25 protein-coding genes and 1 pseudogene are annotated in these 19,677 nt (G+C 72.1%); 10 read left to right on the plus strand and 16 right to left on the minus strand.

Annotated features, from left to right (window positions below):
* Positions 1 to 113: 113 nt before the first annotated feature.
* The 12 genes from ABTY59_RS33650 to ABTY59_RS33705 form a co-directional block, all read right to left on the minus strand.
* Entirely contained in the window at positions 114 to 272 is a 159-nt protein-coding gene (locus ABTY59_RS33650; protein ID WP_352022914.1) for a hypothetical protein, read from the minus strand.
* A gap of 99 nt (positions 273 to 371) precedes the next feature.
* A complete protein-coding gene (locus tag ABTY59_RS33655) occupies positions 372 to 830 on the minus strand; it encodes a hypothetical protein (RefSeq protein WP_352022915.1) in 459 nt (152 codons plus the stop codon).
* An 85-nt stretch (positions 831 to 915) separates the two neighbouring features.
* Entirely contained in the window at positions 916 to 1,326 is a 411-nt protein-coding gene (locus ABTY59_RS33660) for a hypothetical protein (protein ID WP_352022916.1), read from the minus strand.
* 89 nt (positions 1,327 to 1,415) lie between these two features.
* On the minus strand, positions 1,416 to 2,267 hold the full coding sequence (locus ABTY59_RS33665; protein WP_352022917.1) for a hypothetical protein: 852 nt from the start codon (positions 2,265 to 2,267) through the stop codon (positions 1,416 to 1,418).
* Positions 2,268 to 2,364: 97 nt separating this feature from the next.
* Positions 2,365 to 2,763, minus strand: a complete 399-nt coding sequence (locus ABTY59_RS33670; protein ID WP_352022918.1) for a hypothetical protein — start codon at positions 2,761 to 2,763, stop codon at positions 2,365 to 2,367.
* Between the two features lie 61 nt (positions 2,764 to 2,824).
* Positions 2,825 to 3,238, minus strand: a complete 414-nt coding sequence (locus tag ABTY59_RS33675) for a hypothetical protein (protein ID WP_352022919.1) — start codon at positions 3,236 to 3,238, stop codon at positions 2,825 to 2,827.
* Positions 3,239 to 3,316: 78 nt separating this feature from the next.
* Complete coding sequence (locus ABTY59_RS33680; protein ID WP_352022920.1) at positions 3,317 to 3,784, minus strand: hypothetical protein; 468 nt, start codon at positions 3,782 to 3,784, stop codon at positions 3,317 to 3,319.
* A gap of 156 nt (positions 3,785 to 3,940) precedes the next feature.
* Positions 3,941 to 4,642 (minus strand): hypothetical protein, encoded by a 702-nt coding sequence (locus tag ABTY59_RS33685; RefSeq protein WP_352022921.1) that lies wholly within the window; start codon positions 4,640 to 4,642, stop codon positions 3,941 to 3,943.
* Positions 4,643 to 4,730: 88 nt separating this feature from the next.
* On the minus strand, positions 4,731 to 5,327 hold the full coding sequence (locus ABTY59_RS33690) for a hypothetical protein (RefSeq protein ID WP_352022922.1): 597 nt from the start codon (positions 5,325 to 5,327) through the stop codon (positions 4,731 to 4,733).
* A 192-nt stretch (positions 5,328 to 5,519) separates the two neighbouring features.
* Positions 5,520 to 7,193 carry a ParB N-terminal domain-containing protein gene (locus ABTY59_RS33695; RefSeq protein WP_352022923.1) on the minus strand — a complete coding sequence of 558 codons (1,674 nt, stop codon included), beginning with the start codon at positions 7,191 to 7,193 and terminating at the stop codon, positions 5,520 to 5,522.
* A gap of 86 nt (positions 7,194 to 7,279) precedes the next feature.
* Complete coding sequence (locus ABTY59_RS33700; RefSeq protein ID WP_352022924.1) at positions 7,280 to 7,492, minus strand: hypothetical protein; 213 nt, start codon at positions 7,490 to 7,492, stop codon at positions 7,280 to 7,282.
* 196 nt (positions 7,493 to 7,688) lie between these two features.
* Positions 7,689 to 8,255 (minus strand): hypothetical protein, encoded by a 567-nt coding sequence (locus tag ABTY59_RS33705; RefSeq protein ID WP_352022925.1) that lies wholly within the window; start codon positions 8,253 to 8,255, stop codon positions 7,689 to 7,691.
* Positions 8,256 to 8,875: 620 nt separating this feature from the next.
* On the opposite strand from ABTY59_RS33705, the pseudogene ABTY59_RS33710 reads away from it, so the two are divergent.
* The 3 genes and pseudogenes from ABTY59_RS33710 to ABTY59_RS33720 form a co-directional block, all read left to right on the plus strand.
* Positions 8,876 to 9,064 (plus strand): annotated as a pseudogene (locus tag ABTY59_RS33710) (GNAT family N-acetyltransferase); the annotation flags it as partial.
* Between the two features lie 16 nt (positions 9,065 to 9,080).
* A complete protein-coding gene (locus tag ABTY59_RS33715) occupies positions 9,081 to 9,398 on the plus strand; it encodes a sterol carrier protein domain-containing protein (protein ID WP_502995458.1) in 318 nt (105 codons plus the stop codon).
* Between the two features lie 1,105 nt (positions 9,399 to 10,503).
* Positions 10,504 to 10,779 carry an endonuclease domain-containing protein gene (locus tag ABTY59_RS33720; RefSeq protein ID WP_352022927.1) on the plus strand — a complete coding sequence of 92 codons (276 nt, stop codon included), beginning with the start codon at positions 10,504 to 10,506 and terminating at the stop codon, positions 10,777 to 10,779.
* 47 nt (positions 10,780 to 10,826) lie between these two features.
* On the opposite strand, the gene ABTY59_RS33725 is transcribed toward ABTY59_RS33720, so the two are convergent.
* From ABTY59_RS33725 to ABTY59_RS33735, 3 genes are all read right to left on the minus strand, one after another.
* Positions 10,827 to 11,051: a hypothetical protein gene (locus tag ABTY59_RS33725; RefSeq protein WP_352022928.1), complete on the minus strand. Its 225-nt coding sequence runs from the start codon at positions 11,049 to 11,051 to the stop codon at positions 10,827 to 10,829.
* A gap of 41 nt (positions 11,052 to 11,092) precedes the next feature.
* Entirely contained in the window at positions 11,093 to 11,602 is a 510-nt protein-coding gene (locus ABTY59_RS33730; protein WP_352022929.1) for a hypothetical protein, read from the minus strand.
* Between the two features lie 357 nt (positions 11,603 to 11,959).
* Entirely contained in the window at positions 11,960 to 12,385 is a 426-nt protein-coding gene (locus ABTY59_RS33735; RefSeq protein ID WP_352022930.1) for a GIY-YIG nuclease family protein, read from the minus strand.
* A gap of 141 nt (positions 12,386 to 12,526) precedes the next feature.
* Here ABTY59_RS33735 and ABTY59_RS33740 point away from each other — a divergent pair, with 141 nt between their 5' ends.
* Positions 12,527 to 14,071, plus strand: a complete 1,545-nt coding sequence (locus ABTY59_RS33740; protein WP_352022931.1) for a hypothetical protein — start codon at positions 12,527 to 12,529, stop codon at positions 14,069 to 14,071.
* 112 nt (positions 14,072 to 14,183) lie between these two features.
* On the plus strand, positions 14,184 to 14,597 hold the full coding sequence (locus ABTY59_RS33745; protein ID WP_352022932.1) for a hypothetical protein: 414 nt from the start codon (positions 14,184 to 14,186) through the stop codon (positions 14,595 to 14,597).
* Positions 14,598 to 14,669: 72 nt separating this feature from the next.
* Here ABTY59_RS33745 and ABTY59_RS33750 read toward each other — a convergent pair whose 3' ends face one another.
* Positions 14,670 to 15,119, minus strand: a complete 450-nt coding sequence (locus ABTY59_RS33750; protein WP_352022933.1) for a hypothetical protein — start codon at positions 15,117 to 15,119, stop codon at positions 14,670 to 14,672.
* 247 nt (positions 15,120 to 15,366) lie between these two features.
* Between ABTY59_RS33750 and ABTY59_RS33755 the strand changes: the two genes are divergently transcribed.
* From ABTY59_RS33755 to ABTY59_RS33775, 5 genes are all read left to right on the plus strand, one after another.
* The gene (locus ABTY59_RS33755) at positions 15,367 to 16,089 is read left to right on the plus strand and encodes a DUF6303 family protein (RefSeq protein ID WP_352022934.1); all 723 of its coding nucleotides are present in this window, start codon (positions 15,367 to 15,369) and stop codon (positions 16,087 to 16,089) included.
* Complete coding sequence (locus ABTY59_RS33760) at positions 16,086 to 16,691, plus strand: hypothetical protein (RefSeq protein ID WP_352022935.1); 606 nt, start codon at positions 16,086 to 16,088, stop codon at positions 16,689 to 16,691. Before ABTY59_RS33755 ends, ABTY59_RS33760 begins: the two co-directional genes overlap by 4 nt.
* Positions 16,688 to 17,272 carry a hypothetical protein gene (locus ABTY59_RS33765; protein ID WP_352022936.1) on the plus strand — a complete coding sequence of 195 codons (585 nt, stop codon included), beginning with the start codon at positions 16,688 to 16,690 and terminating at the stop codon, positions 17,270 to 17,272. Before ABTY59_RS33760 ends, ABTY59_RS33765 begins: the two co-directional genes overlap by 4 nt.
* Before the next feature lie 157 nt (positions 17,273 to 17,429).
* Positions 17,430 to 18,323, plus strand: a complete 894-nt coding sequence (locus tag ABTY59_RS33770) for a hypothetical protein (RefSeq protein WP_352022937.1) — start codon at positions 17,430 to 17,432, stop codon at positions 18,321 to 18,323.
* Positions 18,323 to 19,591, plus strand: coding sequence for a hypothetical protein (locus tag ABTY59_RS33775; RefSeq protein WP_352022938.1), 1,269 nt, complete (start codon positions 18,323 to 18,325; stop codon positions 19,589 to 19,591). The genes ABTY59_RS33770 and ABTY59_RS33775 overlap by 1 nt, the downstream gene beginning before the upstream one ends.
* Positions 19,592 to 19,677: the final 86 nt, after the last annotated feature.

Raw genomic sequence — 19,677 nt, forward strand, 5'->3', positions numbered from 1 at the left:
CGGGCCGACCGGCGGTGGTGAACGCGCCGGCTCAGAGGTGCCGCCCCAACGGGGCGTCCGATCAGGGCCCCCGGCCGCCGGTCATACGAACCGACCGGCGACCGGGGAGCGGGTCAGCCGTTCTCGTGTCCGCGCTGGCGCGGGGTGCGGGCGAGGGCGGTGTTCCAGTTCTCGCCGGGCTGGGCCTGGCGGGGGCGGGGCGGGCGGGGGATGGCTCGCTCGGTGAACTGCTCGCGGTCGGCGGCCTGGTCGTCGTGGGGCTGCTGGTCCATGGCTGTGCTCCTTGGTGTGTGAAGGGGGGTCCGGCGGGCTGCCTTCCGCCGGTGGGGCCCGGTCCCCGCGAGCGCGGGGACCGGAGTATGGGGGGGCCGTCAGGCGTCGGGGGTGACCCGCAGTGCGCGCGGGGCGTAGCGGGCGCGGGCCTGGGTCTCGCGGTCGTGGCGGTGCTGCTCGGCGGCGGCGAAAGCCTCGGGGTGCGGGCCGTAGCGCTCGCGGTTGTGCTGCTCGACCGTGACGCATCGGCCGTCCTCGACGCGGTACAGGCTGACGGCCAGTTCTCCGGCGTCCATGCCGGGCACGTTGGAGACGATGGTCACCGTGGCGATTCCGCTGGACATCGCGTCGTCGACCAGGGTTGCCAGTTCCTCGAACGCTTCGCGCTGGCCGTGGCCGAACGAGACCGTCTTACCGCCGAACCAGAGGAACTCGGAGCGCTGCTCGACGCACAGCAGTGCACGGACGCGGCGGACGTGGATGGTGTGGAGTCCGGGGCCTACGGCTCCAAGCGCGTCGAGGACGGCGCGGAGTCCGGGCGCGGCGGTATCGGTCATGGGGGGGTCTCCTCGGTGTGTGAAGGGGGTCCGGCGGGCTGCCTCCGCCGGGGCCGCCCCGGGGGCGGGGCGGGAGTCTGGGCGTCTAGTGCCGACCGGTGCGGATCGCGTGGGCGGCGTGCGCCGCGATGCCCCGGTGAAACCGGCGGGCTTCGGCGGACTTGGTCGGGCTCACGGATCGGGCGATGTGGTGGGTGTAGGCGGCCTGGGCGTCTGCGGCGGTCCACGGCCAGGCGTTGGCGAGGATCGGGTAACCGTGGGGGGTGGGGCGGAGGAACTCGACGGCTCCCCGCTCATCGCCGGTGGCCAGCGGCGGCGTCACCACCACGACGATCGACCCGTGGACGCGGATGGACTCGTTGTACTCCGGGTCCCACGTGGCGAGGACTGCGGCGAGATGCTCGACGACGTACAGGGGGAAGTGGGGGACTCCGTCGACCCATCGGGCGGGGTAGGGGCCGATCTGAGGGTCGGTGAGCTGGGCGAAGCTGGACACGGTGGCTCCTTGGGGTGTGAAGGGGGCCCGGCGGGCTGCCTTCCGCCGGGGGCCGGTCCCCGCGAGCGCGGGGACCGGGGGCAGGGCTGTCAGCCGGTGGCGAGGGCCGCGAGGGCGCGGCCGGTCTCGATGACGCGTACGGCGGAGTCCTTGATGGCGGGCGTCATGCGCGCGCCGGTGACCATCCCGCCGAGCTGCGGCGCGGGCGCCATGCGGGGGTCGAAGCCGAGGATGAGCGCGGCAAGGTGCGCGGCTGAGGCGGCCTCGGCCGCGTTCTGCCCGGCCACCGTCTCCAGTCCCTGGAAGCGGGCGGCGGCGTGGGCGTCGAGCATCACGCGCAGTGCACCGGGGCCGGTCCACGTGTCCTCGAAGGTGACGGGTGCGGCAAGGGCGGCGGCCAGACGGCGCGCGCACGCCATGGGGTCGACGGCGGGCCGGGCCTCGGGGGTGTAGTCGTCGCCGTCCGTCTGGCTGACGTCGAACGTCGGCGAGGCGGCGTAGGCGCGGACGCGGACGCGGTCGGTGGTCGCCTCGGGCGCGGCGGATGCCTCGGCTGCGGCCTGGGCCTGCGTGCCTGCGGTCTCCTCGGCGCGGCGGCGGCCCTTGACGGGGCCCCACACGCGCAGGGAGGTGCTGCCCTTGGCCGGGTAGCGGCCGACCTTGCGCCAATCGCTCGCCCCCCGGACGTCGGTGGCGGTGGGCAGCTGCCCGAGGATCGCCAGCACGTTGACCGGGCTGCGGTCCTCCGGCTGCCCCGCCGCTACCCGCGAGAGGTCAAGGCGTGCGGTGAGGACGAGCATGGCCCGCCACACGTCCGGGGTGTGCAGGACGGTGTATACGCCGTCGGTGATGCTGCTCAGCTTCGCGCGCTGCTCGGCGTTGTAGGCGGCGCGCTCCTCGTCGGTCATCTTCGGGCGGCGGGTGCGGGTGGCGGATGCCATGGCGCTTCTCCTTGGTGGTGAAGGGTTCCCCCGGCCGGTTGGCCGGGGTCTCGGTCCGGGGGCTGCCACCCCTTCCCGATGTCTTTATTTAACCACGTTACGGGGTGCTGATCAAATCCGGCGTGTGGGCCGTCCGGGTGATGTTCCGGCGGGGCTGCTGCGGGCCGGTTCCCCAGATCGCGAGCTGGCCGGCTCCGGGGCGGCGGTCCGGCTCGGGGGCGGCCTGCTCGTCGTCCTCGTCGGCGCGGTCCTGCGCGTACGCCTCCGCGTACTCGGCGGCGCGGCGCTGCATGGCGGTCAGAAGGGCGGCCTGTCCGGCGGCCTCGAAGGTGGCGGCGGTGACCTCCTGGAAGTGCAACGGCGCCTGTTCCTCCCTGACGGCCTCGATGTGCCATTCGCGGCGGCTGTCGTAGAGGTCGGGGGCGTCGGGGGCGGCTTCGACGTGGAGGACGGCGGGGTCGTATTCGGCGGTGAGGACGACGAAGTAACGGCGCATGGGGGGGTCCTTCGGGGCCGGGGCCCCGGGCGCGGTCGCCCGGGGCCGTTGGGGCGGTCGGTCAGGCGGCGCGGCGGTCGGCGAGCTCGGCCGCGCGGTGCACCGTGAGGGCGAGGGCGGCGAGCTTCCACCACCACATCTGACCGAACATCGGCGGGAGGTCCTGCCGCGCGCCGTCGACCGTGACGCTCCAGTTGTCGGGGGAGTGGGTCTCGCTGTCGTGGCGGATCACGACGCGGTGGCGGCCGTCGACGGTGCACTCGAAGCGCATCGCGCGCGTCGACCACAGCGGCCGTCCGTTCTCGTCGGTGGCCTCCTCCTCGATGTAGGCCTCCTCGGTGAGGGTGTGGCCCCATCGGGCGATGCGGTCGAAGGTGTTGCGGGACCACTGCTGGGCGCCGGTGACGGAGGTGTCGCCGGTGGCGGGGACGCGGTACGCGCGGTCGATGAACTGGGGGGCGGTGATGGTGGTCATCGGGGTTCTCCTTGGCGGTGTGAAGGGGGCCGTACGGGGCGGGCTGCCTTCCGCCCCGTACGGCGGGTGAGTGGGGGGTCAGAGACCGAGTCGGGCGGCGATCGGGGCGACCGTGCGGGCGGGGGCGCCGCCTTCGGCCGTGGCGGCCTCGACGGCGCGGGTGAGGGCGTCGCGCGTGAGCCGGGGGAGGGTCTCCACGGTGGTGCTCATGGCCTTGACCGCGATGTCTTCGGCCGAGAAGCAGTTGGCGCCGATCTTGGGGGAGCCTCCGAGGGCCCAGAACCACAGGAGGAGGAAGCGGCGGCCGTCGCCGCCGTTGACGACGTCGAGGACGATCGCGGTGCGGAACGGGACGCCCGCGAAACGGGGGGCGCGGTGGACCTGGACCAGGGACGCGGGGGCGAGGGCGGGGCCCTCCTGGGCGCACGGGCCGAACGGCGCGCCGTCGGTCATCAGGCAGTCAAGGCAGGTTTCCGCGACGTCGGTGAAGTCGAGGGTTCCGGGCCGGCCGCCGTCGCCGATGACGAGAGTCGGGGCGTGCTGCATGTCTGGCTCCTTGTCGGTGAAGGGTTCCCCCTCCCGGTGGTCCGGGAGGGGTCTCGGTCCGGGGGCTGCCTCCCCTTCTCGATGTCTTTATTTAACCACGTATTGGGATGTGGTGGTGCCGATTTCCGCAGGCCGTCCGGGTGAACTGCGGGGCTCTCACTCGGCGGGCGTCCAGCGGCACCGGGTGACGTAGGTGGTGGCGGTGTCGCGGTAGGTCGTGTGCCGCTTCACGGTGCCGCTGAGGGTGACCGCGTCCCCCTGGCGGGGAAGCTTGTCCGTCTTCGCGCTCCACGCGATGACGGCGCCGTCGCCGGTGCGGAGCTTGACGAGATACTCCGTCTGCGTGCGGTAGCCGTAGACCTTCTCGCCCTGGCGGATGACGGCTGCGACCGTGGCGGTCACCGTGATGCGCTCGCCCTTCTCGCCGACGTGGCGGGAGGTGGCGACATCGGCGGCTGCCTGCTCCTTGCGGGCGGCCCTCGCCTGCTCCTTGGCCCACGCGTTCGCGCCGCTGGCGAGGAGGGCCATGTCCCACTCGGTCACGGCGGACCGCCGGGCCGCTCGGGCAAGGTTCATCCGGTAGTCGTCCGCTCCGCTCGGCGGCGTGGCGCACCATGCGAGCGCGGTAGCGGCCTGCTCCAGGGGGACGGCCGCCGCCGCCTCGGCGAACCGCCTGCGGTCACCGCGCTCGTACGTGGCTCCGCCCTGGAGCTGGTTGCGGACGTCGAATGCGGTCGGAATCTCCTTCTCCCACTGCCGGGTGGTCGGCTGGAAGTAGCCGCGCACCTCCATCGCCATGAGGGCCGTGCGGATGATGTCGAGTGGGGCGTAGGTCGGGGCGGCGGCGCGGGCGGTCATGACGGGTGCTCCTGGGGTGTGTGAAGGGGTGTTGGGGGGTCGGACGGGCGGGGCGGGTGCCTCGCCCGTCCGGCGGGCTCGGGTCGCCCTACAGGGCGGCGCGGCCGCGCAGGTAGGCGGCGAAGAGCGTCGCGACCAGCGAGTCACGGGTACCGGGGACGCGGCGGGCCTCCAGCTGCCCGTCCCGCACCGCGTTGCGGTAGACGGTGAAGCGGGCGTGGACCGGGGGGATGTGCAGCGCGTAGAGACCGTGGCCGCTGGCGACGCGGACCACGGCGGCCCCGGCCGCCTCGTCGAACACGACCGACCGGCGGGCCGCGCTGACGGCGAAATCCGCCAGGCAGGCGGAGATCTGCCGGGCCTGCATCAGGTCGGCGGCGCGCTCGGGGCGGTCGACGCGGACGGCGCGGACGCATCCGCACCCGGCCACCTCGTCCTCGTCGGCGGCGGGCGCGGCCTGGGCGAGGGCGAGGGAGGCGGGGGCGAGGGCGGCGGGGCCGGTGCCGTGGGTGGCGCCGTGGACGTAGGCGGCGGCCTCCTCGTCGCCGGTAAGGAGCAGCGGGGCGCCGGTCTGGGGCGTGACGATCCATCCCCCGCCGGGCAGGGCCTCGACCTCACGCAGGGGGCCGCTGACGACGAGTGCGAACAGTGCGGCGGTGGCGGGGTTCTCGTGCATGGTGCGCATGGGTCCGTCCCTTGGGGATGTGAAGGGGTCACCCGGCGGCCGGCTGGCCGTCACGGGGTCTCGGTCCGGGGGCTGCCACCCCTTCCCGATGTCTTTATTTAACCACGTTTTGGGGTGGGGGTCGAATCCTGACGTGGGCCGTTCGGGTGATTCCCCCCGGGGCCGGACGGGCGTCCGGCCCCGGGGGGTGTCCTACTCGTCGTCGGCGCTGAGCTCGTCGGTGGCGGGCTCGTCGGCGGCGAGGGCGTGGGCGGCGGGGTCGTAGGTCTCGCCGTCCAGGACGGCCCGCTCGATCGGGGACGGCTCGAACCCGAGCGTCACGAGCCACCCCAGGTAGCGGGCGGCGGTCTTGCGGGTGGCGTTCTGGGTGTAGATGGCCTCGCCGTCGGCGTCGGTGCGCCACGTGGTGCGGGGCATCGCCTTCTCGTGGCATCCGGCGATGACGGCGAACGTGTTCACGGCGGCCCTCTTGCCGTTCTCGGCCAGCGTGTTGAGCGTGGCCGTGGACGCGTCGCGCGCGCCGGTGAACCGGGCGACGAGAGCGGGCAGATCGTTGTGGGAGAGCTTCGCGGCCATGACGTAGGCGCCTTGGATCATGGCGAGCGCGGTCACGGCCGTGAGCTGGTCGGTGAGAGCGCGGGCGTGGCTCCTGCGGGAGATCAGTTTCGTGAGCCACTCACGGCGCCGCTCCTCGGCGGCGTCCCAGTCCCGGCCCCCCTCGATGATGGCCTTCCGCTCGGCGGGGGTCCGCTGCGGTCCGGCGGTCAGGGTGGCCTTTACGGGGTGCCCGAAAAGCGTGTGGCTGGTGCAGTACGGCGTGTACTGGGTGCGGCCCTCCTCCAGGACCCATGCGTGTCCCTGGCACGCCTCGTGTTCCTCGGGCTTGATGCCCTTCAGGTCGTGCAGGGGGCGTGCCGACTGGCCGAGTTCGGCGGCGAGCATGATCCGGGCTCCGGCGGCCTCCAGTTCGGCGCGGTGGGCCTCGGCCCGTGCCCGGCCCTGCGCGGCGTGCAGCTCCCGGGTGATCTGGTAGTCAACGTAGCTGTCGGGGTTGGCCTCGATGTAGGCGGTGACGCGGCGGGCCGCTGCCGGGTCCAGTTCCTCCAGCTCGGCGAGCTTGCCCAGTTCCTCCAGCGAAACGGGCTGCTTCTTGCCCTCCTTGACCGTGGCGGCGGCGAGCGCCGCGCCGGACTTCCCGACCCTGAGAACGTCCTTCACCTCCGCCTGCGTCCGGCCGGACGCGGCGGCCAGACGGCGCACCCCGGTGCCGAGTTCGGAGGCGGCGAACAGCGCGCTGGCCTCCTCGGCGAGGGTGAGGGCCTCGCGCTGCACGGACGTGGTGACCATGTCGACGTACTGGTCGGCCTCGCTGCGCTCGTCGTAGACGTAGGGGACGTGGGTCCAGCGCTCGGCGAGGGCGGCGGCCAGGCGGCGGTGTCCGTCGGTGACCCTGAGGCTGCCGTGCTCAGTGCGGGTGACGCTCACCGGCGTGCGCATCCCGTCCGCCCGCAGGCTGGCGCACATCCTGGTGATCTTGAGGTCCTTGCGGACGTTGCCGGGGTGGGCGGTGAGGGCGGCCACGGGGATGACGGGCCGGTAGGTGACGGGGACGGTGTCGCATCCGGCGGCGACGGCGGCCGCGAGACGCCGGATGCCGTCGACGACGCGGAGGCCTCCGTCACGGTCGCCGGTGACGATGTACAGCGGGTCCTTGACCCCGTCGGCCTGGACGCTGGCGGTGAGGTCCGCCTCCGGGGTGACTCCGGCGGCCTGGTCGGCGAGCTCGGCGACGGTCAGCCGCTCCCATACGGGGGCGGGGGCCTTGGTCTTGCGCGGGGCCTTGGCGTTGGTGGTGGCGGTGGTCATGCTCGGCTTCTCCTTGGGTGTGAAGGGGGGTGGTGGCCCGGGGCGGGGGCTGCCCGCGCCCGCCCCGGGCCGGTGGTGGGGCTGGGTCAGAAGTCGCAGTCCATGAGGTCCTCGGCGTAGGCGGCGGCGCCGATGCCGTAGACCTCGTAGGGGTCGAGCTCGTCGGCGTCGTAGAAGTCCTCGAAGGCCTCGCCTTCGATGCAGTCCTCCGGGCACTCCTCGCCGGGCCCTGCGCCGCACATGCAGGCGAGGGACAGGTCGTCGGCGGGGTCGGCGATGGTCACGATCGGGATGCCCATGGTTCTCCTTGGGGTGTGAAGGGTCCGCCCGGCGGCCGGCCTGGCCGTGCGGGCTCTCGGTCCGGGGGGCTGCCACCCCCTTCCCGATGTCTTTATTTAACCACATCTCAGGGTGTGGTGTCGAATCGGCGTGTGGGCCGATCGGGTGATTCCGGGTGGGGGTGCCGGGCTGCCTGCCCGGCACCCCTGAGCGGGGCTAGTTGTTGGCGGTGACCTGGGCGTAGGCGTCGAGCAGGGCGGCGGTCTCGCGGGGGGTGAGGTCCCGGAAATCGAGACTCACGCGCTCGCCGTTGGCGCTGGCGGTGGCGGTGAGGAGGGCGCCGGTGAGGGAGATGTGGTTGAGCTCATCGCTCAGGCAGAAACCCCAGGTAGGCAGGCACTTCGCCACGGCGTCGAGCGTCGCCGTCCTCCGCTTGGTGATGGCCTGCCGGGCGGCGTCGTCCCGGACGGCCCGCTCGAACAGCTCGGCGTAGGCGGGCATGATCTTGCGCGTGATGTCCCGGGCGAGGGCGACCGGGCCCCGGTCCGCCCTGAACGTGAGGCGGGGGTGGGTGTCGAGCTTGAGCCTGCGGCCCTCGTGGGTCGGGTTGGCGCCGTGGACGGAGACACGGTCCGCGCCCTGCTGCTTGTTGACCGTGAGCAGGGCCCCGTCGGTGCGGACGAGACGCACCTGCCAGTGAAGATCGGGGTTCGGGTGGGCCGTCCACTGCTCGCCGAGCTCGCGGGCGGTGAGCTGGGCCAGTTCGAAGGTGCGGGCATCCATGGCGCTTCTCCTCGGTGATGTGAAGGGTGGTTCTTCCGGCCGGTCGGCCGGGGCCTCGGTCCGGGGGGCTGCCTACCCCTTCTCGATGTCTTTATTTAACCACATATGGGGGTGTGGGGTCGAATCGGCGTGTGGGCTGAACGGGTGATGTCTTCGGGGAGGGGCGGCGGGTGGTCGCCGGTGGTGGGCGGGCCGGTCCGGGCCTGGTGCGCCGCGCGCCATGGCGGGGCCTGAGCGGGGGTCCCTCCGGTCTGGGCGGCAGGGCTTGCCCCTGAGCGCGCCGGTCGTCGGGGTGTCCGGGATCGGGCTTGCCCGACCGCGTAGCGGCGCCGTAGGCGTCCTGGACGCCCCGGCGGCCGGTGTGCTGGCCTCCGGTGCCGTCCAGACCGGAGGGACCCCCGCGACCCTGCCGATCCCCCCACCCACCCGCACGGGCCCACGGGCCCCCGGCCCCTCTGGGACTGGTGGCCGGGGTGTGGGGCGGAGCCCCGCGTGTCTGTGCCTCGGCCTCGTGGGCGGGGTGGCCGGACGCTCAGCCCCGGGGCGGCCCGCAGCGCTGGGATCAGCTATCCGGCCTCGGCCACATCGCGGTAGCTGCTGCTCGGCACGAGCGGCACGGCATGAGCGTGGTCGTGCACGACTTCTGGGCTGCGAGCCCGGCCACCGCCGCGGCGATGATGGCCTTCCTCGGCCGTCACAACACCCGCGCGCGCACGGTCGAGTTCCGGCGCGGGGCCCTCCCGCCGTATCCGACCCTCCTGCACGGGCTGCGGCACCACCGCGCCGCCGCCGAGTCCTGGCACCCGTGGATGCTGCGCATCCTCGATGCCCCCGAGGCCGTCCGTCGCCGGGGCTGGCCCGCCGACCTGGCCACCTCGGTGCCGGTCGAGATCGAGGACGAGACCGGCGGCTGGGGGCCGGTGGATGCTGGAGATCAAGGGCGGGGCGGCCGAGCTCTCCCCGGCCCGGGCCGAGGGACAGGTGGCCTTCACACGGCGTCAGCTCGCGGTCTGGTACGCCGGCGGCTACCGCTCGGCCACCGCGGCGCGGATGGCCGGTGTCCGGGCCCTCTCGGCTCCGGCACTGTCGACCCTCGTCCGCAGTACCACGCACCTTGAGCCCTGGCTGCCCGACCACTTCTAGCGACCAGCGCCAGAGCAGGGGGACCGCGGTGACTTCGCCGCGGTCCCCCTTCCCGCATGTCCGCCCGGGCCGGCCCGGCTCGCCACCCTCCCCAGCCTGTGACTTCCGTCACCCTCGCCTGTGACGGGGGGTTACCCGGCCGGGCGGCCGGGTGCAAGGGGACCTGACTGAACATCATGAACCTGCGCCCAGGTTCGCGGGGGACGGTCGGGTCCGGCGCTGCCCGACCGCCCGGCCGGGTGACGGTGCGTAGGCCGAGCGAGTAACTCCCTTATTTCTCAGCGTTATCGCAAACCGCCGGATCTGTGGCAACGTACAGGGACGGCGGTTTTCCCTCGACCTTCCCGGGACCGCACTTACAGGTCCAGCTGGCCTGTGAGCCCGGGTTCCGGTCGCCCGACCGCCTCGGGCATGAGGGAGAGGGGGACGTCTTGGGACGTCACCGTCGTAAGCGGATGTCGACTGGCCGATGGGCCCGGGTTCGGCGGATCGCCCTGCTTTGGGGCTCCGTCGCGATGGCGCTCTATTGGACGCTCAAGGCCTACGGGGAGCTTTCCCTGTGGGCCGGCGGCCCCTGGTTGTGACCCAGGGAGCCGACGACCGCAGCTAACAAAGGCAGCGCCCTCTCGGACGACCATCTTGGGGGGCGCTGTCTTCAACCAATCTCTAGCATGACTCATGCCAGGGTTGTCAATGCCACCATGGCATGGCCTAGGCCGTGAACGCCAGCCGGGGTCGGCGCTGATGCGCATCACCTTCGTGAAGCAGATCCCTGGTGTCAGTGCTGGGCTCTACCTTGTGCACCGTGCCCAACAACACCGTCAGCACTTGCACACGACAGCCGGTCCAGTGGCTCTGTGGCCGCCCAACGGTCCATGCGGGACAGCCGTGCCGAACCCCCCTTCTGATCTGTCGCCGGCACCGCGAGGCGGGGCAGATCCACCAGCTGCACCGTGAGCTCCACCCGACGGTTCACCACTTCGGCCCTCCTGTCACTCCGGCCGAACAGTCCGATGGCTACGAACGCATCTGGCGCATGGGCGAGGAGGAGGTACGACCGGAGTGTTGGTCATGGGACTCATCGGGTCTGCCGCACCGCCGCGGCATGTGGGCTCGACCCCTGACCCGGTTTCAGGAGATCGCGAACTTTCTTGCGTTTCATGACGAACGGTGCGCTGTGTGCGGGGAACGCAGGCCCCTCTTTGAAGATCATGACCACGCCACGGGGCTGGTCCGTGGACTTCTGTGCGCGTCGTGCAACGGGACAGAAGGCGCCCGGAGCGGTACCAACCACGACCGGTGGGCGCGGTACAGGTCTTTCAACCCGGCCACAATGCTGTGTCTTGAGAAGCGGTACCCATGGCTGCGGGGGATCAGGTAGTAGCCACCCCTCCGACTCTGCTCCCCGCCTCACGCTGGGCCCGCTGGTCAGTCGGTGTCGTCGGTCCCGCTGGTCGCGTCGGTCCCGGGGCCGAGGGTGCGGCGCGGGCCTGGGACGGGTGCGGGGCGGGGGCTGAACACGCCGCGGCCGCGTAGTTCGTCGAGGGCGGGGAAGCGGTTCCCGGGGATCGCCTCGTGGAGGTCGGCCTCGGCGGCGACGATGCGGGCGGGAGTGTCCGGACCGGGGCCCAGGGTGCGGCGGCGTGCAGTCACGCGGCTCATCGTACGGGCGGGGGGATCGCGGCGTTTCGCTTCTAGGCCGGGGTGGTGCGGCGCTGGAAGTGTCCGATCTTGACCTCGCCGGTGGTGCCGTCGGCGTACTGGACGGTGCACCGCTGGCCGGGGCCAGCGCCGCACTTGGGACACGTGCCGACCGGTGTACGGCGGCGGGGCGCCTTGGGCGGCGGGGTGGCGTTCTTGTTCTTCGAGGCGCTCTTCGAGCTGTTGCGGTCGGGCCGCTGGGGACGGGCCTTGGGGTCGCATCGGCGGTGCACCGGCTTGCCCCGCGCGGGGCCGCGCTCCCAGCTGAACAGGAGCTTGTCCTCCTCGATCGGGCCGCCGCACATGCCGCAGATCGGCGGGCCCTTGCGACGCCGGGCGGGGACGGTGGGCTGCGCCTTCTTCGCGGGTTTGGTCAGCACGGTCCCGTCAGGGCGGGTGATGGTCACCTCGGAGGCCGGCGGGACGGAGTAGGAGGGCAGGTCGGGTGTGGCGACGTGGCTCTCGCCCTTTCGCCCGCCCCGGCGATGTGACGCACGAGTCATGGCGCTGAGCGTAGGGCCGGGCCGGGGCCTGCGGCAGGGACACGGCGGCTCCGCACCGACGTGCAGACGCGCACGCACGGCGCCAGACCGGCGCCGTGCGCCTCGTAGGAAGGCGGACCGGGCGGAGGACGCGAGCGGGCACTCCGGGTCCCTGGGCTGCGCTGCCGTCACCCGTTCGCCACGAAAGGCCCGTTGACCTGCGGGATCACATATGCACGAGCGGGGACACACGCCGGGACACGGAACGGGACACAGGGACACGGCCCCCTCAGCGGGAACGGCGCCGTCTTTCGGGCCCACCGGGCGCGAGGGTGCACGAGGAGCGTCGGCCGGACCTCCGGGCCGTCGGCCGCCCGGCTACCGGGCCGGCGTTCCTCGAGCACCCGCCTCCTGTTCCCGGATCGTCTCCAGCGCGTCCTGAAGGGTGAGCCGCCACTGGTACCACTGGATGCGGTAGCCGACGCGGGTCTCGCGGTGCTGGTAGGCGATGCGCGCTCCGTGCGGCTGCGGCGGCACACCGGGCGGCAGCTGCGGAGCCATGTCCGGCCACGAGCTCTTGTTGTACCGGGGCCCCTCCGTCCGGATCGCGTGCCGTTCGGCGTCCCATGCCTGCCACCGGGTGTCGTACCAGGTGAGGTGCTTGTCGGCGACCTCTGGCCACCACAGCATCTCCTTGCGGTGGTCCTTCCACCGGGACGCCTCGTTGCGGGTCATGCCGATGTACAGCAGGGCCCCGTCCGCGTCGTGGAGCCGGTACACCGCAGCCGGCTGCTCGTAGTCCATCCCCGAATGTTCCCGGACCGCACTGACAGCGGCCCACCCGCACGGCAAGAGAAGGCCGGCTCGGTAGACGGAGGCGGGCAGGGCAGGGGCTTGTGCGGAAAACCCATCGTGTACCCGCTCGATAGGTGGAACATCTGAGGTATGCGGCGATCCCTCTCCTCTTACCCCGTTTCGGAGACCGAGTACTTCGAGCGGGTCCTGCGTCATGCCCCGAATTCGCTGACCCAGTTGATCGGGGCCGCCAGCGCCGGCCTCCCGCCTGTCCGGGACTTGGCCGTCCAGGGCCTCGGCCAGTACGCGCCGTGGGCCATGCTGGACGTGGCCTGGGTCTCTCTGGCCCGGGGCTGGGACGGCCGCCCCGACGCGACCAACCGGGACCTCGGGGAGATCCTCGACCTGTACTTCGCTCTCGACGACCCGGTCACCCAGGAACCGGAAGGCATGGAGCGCTGGGAGGGGTTTCTCCAGCGGACCATCCACCACCAGGGCCCGTGGCAGGAAGACGCCTACTCGCAGCTGAGCCGCTCCATCGCCCTGCTGTCTCAGACCCCCTACCCGGACGACTCCGACGACCCCCTGGAGGTGATCGTCCCGGGCTGGGACGACGTACTGCTCGGCTGCTCGCTGGCGGACTACCTCGGCATCGTCAACCTCATCTGGGGCTGCGCCACCTCCCATCCGAACCGGCGCCGCCGCGGCCGGTTCGCCGTGGACTGGTACCCCGCCACGGACTACGACCAGTTCGACGGACTCCGATCTCCGGCACAGATCAAGAAGGTGCTGAACCGGCACTTCGTCACCACCAAGAACAAGCTCCGCGCAGCGTTCCCCGCCAACCACGACCCGCTCCGGCGCCGCTACACCCACAACCCGCTCCGGTCCGCCCCACTGGTCGGCGGCGTCTCGGGCGGCTACCTCGTCCCGGTGCCGGCCGCCGTGCTGGGAAAGGCGACCCCTCTCGGCCTCTACTACACCGGGGGAGATAACAGGTCGGAGTGGGGACAGTCGTTCACCACCGACGTCGGCAGGCTCTTCGAGCGCTACGTCGGCCGCCACCTCGACCTGTTGCCCGACGCCGAGGTTCACCCGGAGATTTCGGTCAAGATCTCCAAGAAGGAGAACAAAAAGACGGTCGACTTCTTCGTCGTCTTCCCCGACCTGGTCCTGCTGATCGAGGTGAAGTCGACCCGCCCGAGCGAGCAGCTGCGGCTCGGCGGGCCGGACTTCACCACCCTCCTCTCTCGCACGCCGATCAAGAAGGGGTTCAAGCAGATCAACCGGTCGGTGGACTTTCTCCGCGCCGGCAAACACCCGGAGCTTGCAGACATCCCGACCGATCGCAGGATGATCGGGATGGTGGTGACCGCAGAGCCGTTCCACCAGATCAACACCCTCGCGCACCGCAAGGACCTGCCCGAGACCAGCATCCCGGTGATGGTCACTTCCATCGCCGACCTGGAGCATGCAGTCACCATCACCGGCACCAGCCTGGCCAATCTCCTCTGCGCGGCCGTCGACGCCAACGCCGCAGACCTGCGCCAGCTGTTCCCCCAGTACGAGTTCCTGGAACACAACGCGATCCTGGAGCAGGGCTGGTCCGCGATCCCGTTCGCCCGGACTCGTCGGCCGCGAGCCCAGGACGGCGCTGCCGTCGAGCCCGTCGCACGCCGGCCCAGCCGTAGCTGAGGTCCCGGTCCGCTGCCTCCGAGGCCTGTTCAGCTGAACGGGTCGCGTTTCCCGAACCGCCCGCTGCACCGGTACCGTTGACGGCCGTTCACTCGCATCTCAGGGGGAACCCATGACTGACGTCGTCCCGGCCGTGTCCACCAGCAGCATCGAGATGGCCCTCGACCGCATCCGCGGCCGCCACACCGAAGCTGGGCTTGGCCGCTCCACCGAGGAGCTCGGAACGGTGACGACCATTCTGCTGATGACGTACCGGCAGGCGATCGCCGAGACCCTTTTCCCTGAGCAGCTGAACACCCAGGGGTTCCGGCTCAATGACGTCGACCAGCTGCTTGACGACACATTCGGCGAAATCGTCGCCGCCGGGGATCTCAAGCGCGCAAAGCGTCTCAACGCGCTCCGTGCCGCCGTCGCCACCCTGGACGCGAGCGCCCGCACCCTCATGTCTCTCGGCGAGCAGGTCGAGACCAGCGCCACTCAGGGCAGCGCCCTCGTGGGCGGTATTCTCGACGAACCCTCGATCTAGCAAGGCTCCCTCGTAGGAAGCGCCCGTCCCTCGGGCTTGAGGGCGGGCGCTTTCCCCTGTGGCGTTCAGTGGTCAGCCGACGGTCTGACGGACCCACTCGCGGCTGCGGCCGGCTCGGTGGGCGATGGTGACCTGAGGCATCTGCATGCGGGCGGCGCTGTTCACGACGCGGGCGAGCCGGGCCTTGGCGTTGGTGATGGCGGTCTGGGCGCTGGCGGCCTCGGCCTCGTGCCGCTTCTTCTCCTCCTCGAAGTGCCGGATGTCGTTGGCGATCTCCTCGATGAGGTCGCCGGTGGCCTGCCACTGCCTGTCCGTTCCGATGGCGGACGTGGCGACGGGAACGCCGTGGGGCTCGGTGCCCTCCCAGACCATGACCTGGATGAGCGGGATGGGCTCGGTGCCGTCGTCGTGCTCCAGGTGCGCGCGATAGGCCGTGTCCAGGACATCGGCGGCGAGTTCGGCGGCGTCGAGTTCGTCGGCGCCTGGCCGGAGGAACTCCTTGCCGGCGGTGTTATGCAGCACGGACGGTCGCCAAGTAGCGCCCTGGTCTCGGCTGAACTGCATGGTGAAGCAGAACGTACGCATCTTCGCAATATCCAATCGGTCGTCTTGCGTTTACGCCAACCCTAAGAGAGTTGTTGGCGTGAATGCAAGGAATCCGGTTCACCCGCGCCGGACTGCTGTTTACCGATACGCTCCCCAAATCGGTAAACACCCCAAGTCATGGGCCGCGCACATGATGTGACGGTCCGGGAAGTGCGGTTGCGGTATGACGAATCCTGTTCCTGCCTATCTGACCCAACACTCCGACGGATCGTGGGGGCTGTGGGTGTCGCCCGGCGCCGCTGAGGGCGCCCCGCTCGTCCGCAGCGACCTGTTCGCCGCCACGGCGCCCGGGATCGTCCCGAGCTTGACCGCCCGGCAGGACGCGCTTGCCCAACTCGGCGTCGTCCCGACCGAGAGCACCTGGACCTGGCGGGAGTGGAACACGGACGGCCCGACCATCCCGGCCGGCTCCGGCTCGCTCGTCGGCTCCATCCCCGTCCAGCCGGCGGTACAGGTACGGCCCGGCCCTCGCGGTGCCCCGATGACGGTCCGCACCGAACGGCGGGACCAGCCAAAGCACAACCGCGGCCCGGTGCTCGCCATCGATCTGGGCACCGTGCTCGGGCCGGAGGCCGTCGGCTGGCCCGCACTCGGGCTGACCGTGCACTACGGCGGCGTGATCGACCGGGACGGCACCCAGTTCCAGGTGTTCGCCGGGGACCGGCTGATCGGCTTCACGATGGCCTCCTCGCACGCGCCTGGCGGGCGGGAGTACCGGGCCGTCGTCTACACCGACCGCGAGGGACTGCCGTACGGGTCGGTGGTGCCGGGCGGACTGCCCGAGGACCCGCTGCGGGCGAAGTTCGACGCGCTGCGGGAGTTCTACAAGCCCGGCGATCGGGAGTACCCGGCTGGCCCGTACGTCGTGCCGGGGGAGGGCCGATGACCGCGTACGACGACACCGCGGCGGCGCGGGAGGCGGCCGGAGTGCGGCTGATGACGGACGCCTACGCCCGGTGGGCGGGCATGGGGCCGGTGACGGTGGGCCTGGACCGGGGCCACTCCTGGACGGTGCTGCTCGCGCTCCAGGCCGTCATGAACCATCCGGCCTTCGCGGGAGGTTCCGGGATGGGCGCCGCCGTGGAGGCCTTCGGGCGGCAGCTCCAGGAAGGCGTCTGCGACGACGCCGAGGTCTACGCGGTCGCCGAGCTGGGGTGGGCCCGCCCAGAGCCCGGAGCCCCGGACGCGGCGGGGAACAGTGCCGAGAGCGACCCGGCCACGGTGCGGCTGATGATGGACGCCTACACCCGGTGGCAGACCATGCCCCCGGTCTCGGCGACCGCCGGCCGACAGGACACCTGGACGGTGATGATGGCCCTTCAGCTCGCCATCACGTACCCGGGGATCGAGGAGACGGTGATGGGGCCGGTCGTCGAGTCGGTCGGCCGTCAGCTGCAAGCGGGCCTGTGCGACGACCCGGAGCTGTACGCGCTGGCGGAGGCGGGTTGGGTCCGCGCGGCCGACGTCGAGGACGGGGGGGCGGGATGAACACCGTCCTCCTGAGGCTGCCCGACGGGGACGGCCCGGTCGACCTGGACGCACACGCCTTCGGCGTGGTGGCCGATGCGCTCCTGGCCGGAGACAGCTGGGACGCCGAGCAGTTGGGCACGGTGCTGGGCTGGGCTGGCCGGATCGCCGGGCCGTACCTGCTGTGGGAGGCCCATGACGGCGGCCTGGTCGACGGGGTCGCCCTGGCGGCCCATGTCGGGCCGGTCTGGAGCCGGACCGAGTTCCCGGACGCCGCGCTTGGTCACGACCGGTGGCGCGAGCTGTGGCGGGCAGCCGGGTTCACGCGTGACGGGCGTCCGGCCGCTCGGCCCGCGGCCCCGGTGGAGCTGTGGCGCGGCAGCGTGCCCGAGCGCCGCGGCGACTGGTCGTGGACGACCGACCGGAAGGTGGCCGAGGAGTACGCGGCGGGTGGCTTCCGGCGCAAGGTCGGCCGCCTGTACCGCACGGTCGCCCCGCCCGAGGCGTTGTTGGGCGCCTACAACGGGCGCGGCGAGGGGGAGTACGTCATCGAAACCGGCGGCCTGAGCATCACCGAGCACGCACCGGAGGAGGAGCGATGACGGCGTGGTGCCTGCAGGACGGGGAGGCTGCTGAGCCGTTCACCCCCGTCTACCCGCCATTCGACCTGGTCAGCGCTCTGCGACGGCTGGAAGAACGCGCGGAACCCGTGCCGCCCGTCGCTACGGTGGGCGGGTCTACTGACGAGGAGGGCGACTCATGAGCTCGGCGGGGATGACGGACGCCACGGCCCGGCTGGTGTTCGTCGGCGGCATGCCGCCGGTCCTGCTCGAAGGCGTCGAGCGGCACACAAACGCGGGCCAGGGATACACCTACCTGACCGGCTGGGCCGCCCCCGGCGTCCGTCTGCCGGCGGGTGATCTGTGCCTGGCCCGAGTGGAGTGGGGCGGTGAGGCCTGGGCGGTGGCGGACGCGAACGTGGACGTCTCCAACGCGGGCGTCCCGCGGGACCACGTGTCGGTGAGCTGGCGGACCGGGTGGGAGCTGGGCCCGCTGGACGCGGCCGGGGACCTGACCGACGAGGGTCTGCCGTGGCTGATGCGGGCCCGTACCCTGCGCCTGGTCGACACGGTCGAACTGGTCGAACTGGTCGACCAGATCATCCGGTACGCCGTGGCGGTCGCGGACGGCCACCGCGATCCGCGGTGGGCGCGGCGGCTCGCGCTGGCCTGCGCGGAACTGCGGAGCCGTCACGCGCTCGGAGGTCGGCGGGAGTCGGCCCGGGGCGCGGCCGCCGACGATCCGGTACGTCTGCTGCATGAGGTGATGGCGGCCGGCGGCCACATGGCCACGACCGCCGGGAGCGTGCGCGCCCGGGTCGGGGAATCCCTCGGCGGCATGCCGCTGGTGACGGTGCCCCGCGTGCTGCCCGCCGATCCGGCGGCGCCGGTTGTGCTGGTCAACCGGCTGGAGCACACGGTGGACGTGCTGCGGGCGGCCGAGCGGGTCGCGGCGGAGGAACGGGCCCGGCTTGACGCCCGGGTGGCGGGAGCCGACGGGCAGTGCGTCCCGGCGGTGGCGGGCGCCGAGCTGGACACGGCCCGCGTCTGGCTGTTGCGCTTCTACGCCGACTCGACTGCGGGGGTTCGGTGATGCCGGAGCTCGTGACCGGCACGGCCGGACTGTCGGGCGGCGGGACCTATGTCCCGCTGCCCGACGGCCGGATCCTCACCCCGGACGGCTACGCGGTCGACGCGGACACCCTGCGGCGGGCGCTCGCCTCCACCCCCGCCAACAGCCACCGGGCGCGGGACTCGCGGACGGCGACGTACGTCGCGTGGTGCCGGGAGCGTGGCCGGCTGCACACCGACCCGGGCACACTGGCCGACTACGCCGCCACGCTCGCCGGTCGGCGGCACCCGGCCGAGACCATCGCCGTCTACACCTCGACCATCGCGGACCGGCTCGCCGCCGTCGGCGCCGCGGTGCCGGAGTCCGAGCGATCGCTGATCCGGGCGATCGTCTCCCATCGGGCACAGGAGGAGGCCCGGGACGACGGCGGCCAGGGCGATGCGCTCCAGGCGACCGAGTGCACCCGCGAGGACCTCGCCGCGATGCTGGCCACCCTCGACCGCACCACGGTGGAGGGCATCCGGGACGCCTTCGTGCTGTCCCTGGACTGGTACATGGCGGGCCGGGCCTCGGAGCCGGCGAGCCTGAACCTGCGCGACGTCGCCGAGGAATCGATCCGGCTTGAGGACCCGGCGACCGGCGAGCTCGTCGAACTGGCCGCGCTGGTGATCACGCTCCGTCTGTCGAAGACGAACGCGTACGGCAAGGCTGTGGACACGATCCGCATCGCAGCGCAGGACGACAGCACGTGTCCGGTGGCCTCGTACCGGGCGTGGGCGGCGGTGCTCGCTGAGGCAGGGGTGACGTCCGGTCCGCTGCTGCGGCGGGTGAAGAACGGGGCGCTGACGACGGCGGGCCGACCCCCGAAGGACCCCACGCGCGCGGGTGGGATCGGAGACCGGACAATCCGGAACCTGATCGCGGCCGCGGCGCTCGCGGCCGAACTCACCCGGCCGCTCGACGCCGAGGAGCGGGCGGTCATGTCGACGGCCGCCGAGCGGGGCGAGCTCACCGCTCTGGTCCTCACCGACGCCGGGCGGGAGGAGCTCAAGGTCCGCCGACGGCTCGCGCGGCGAGCGCTGCGTCGGTCGCGGCCCCGGTACTCGGGGCACTCCATGCGTCGGGGCAAGGTGCGCGACGACCAGCGGAGCAAAGTCCCGCGGCACGTCATCGAGCGGCAGAACAGGTACGTGCCCGGCTCCAAGGCGCTCGCGCGCTACCTGGACGACATCGTGGCGTGGGACGAGAACCCGACCCTTCCAGCCCGATTCCGTCGTACAGCGCGGTAGTCGACCGACGTCGGAAGGGGCGCGGTCACGACCTGCGCGAGCGGGTGGTTGACCCAACGCAGCCCTAAAAGTGACGTAGACCACAC

Source organism: Streptomyces sp. NPDC096079, from assembly GCF_040303145.1.
In the GTDB taxonomy this organism is placed as follows: domain Bacteria; phylum Actinomycetota; class Actinomycetes; order Streptomycetales; family Streptomycetaceae; genus Streptomyces.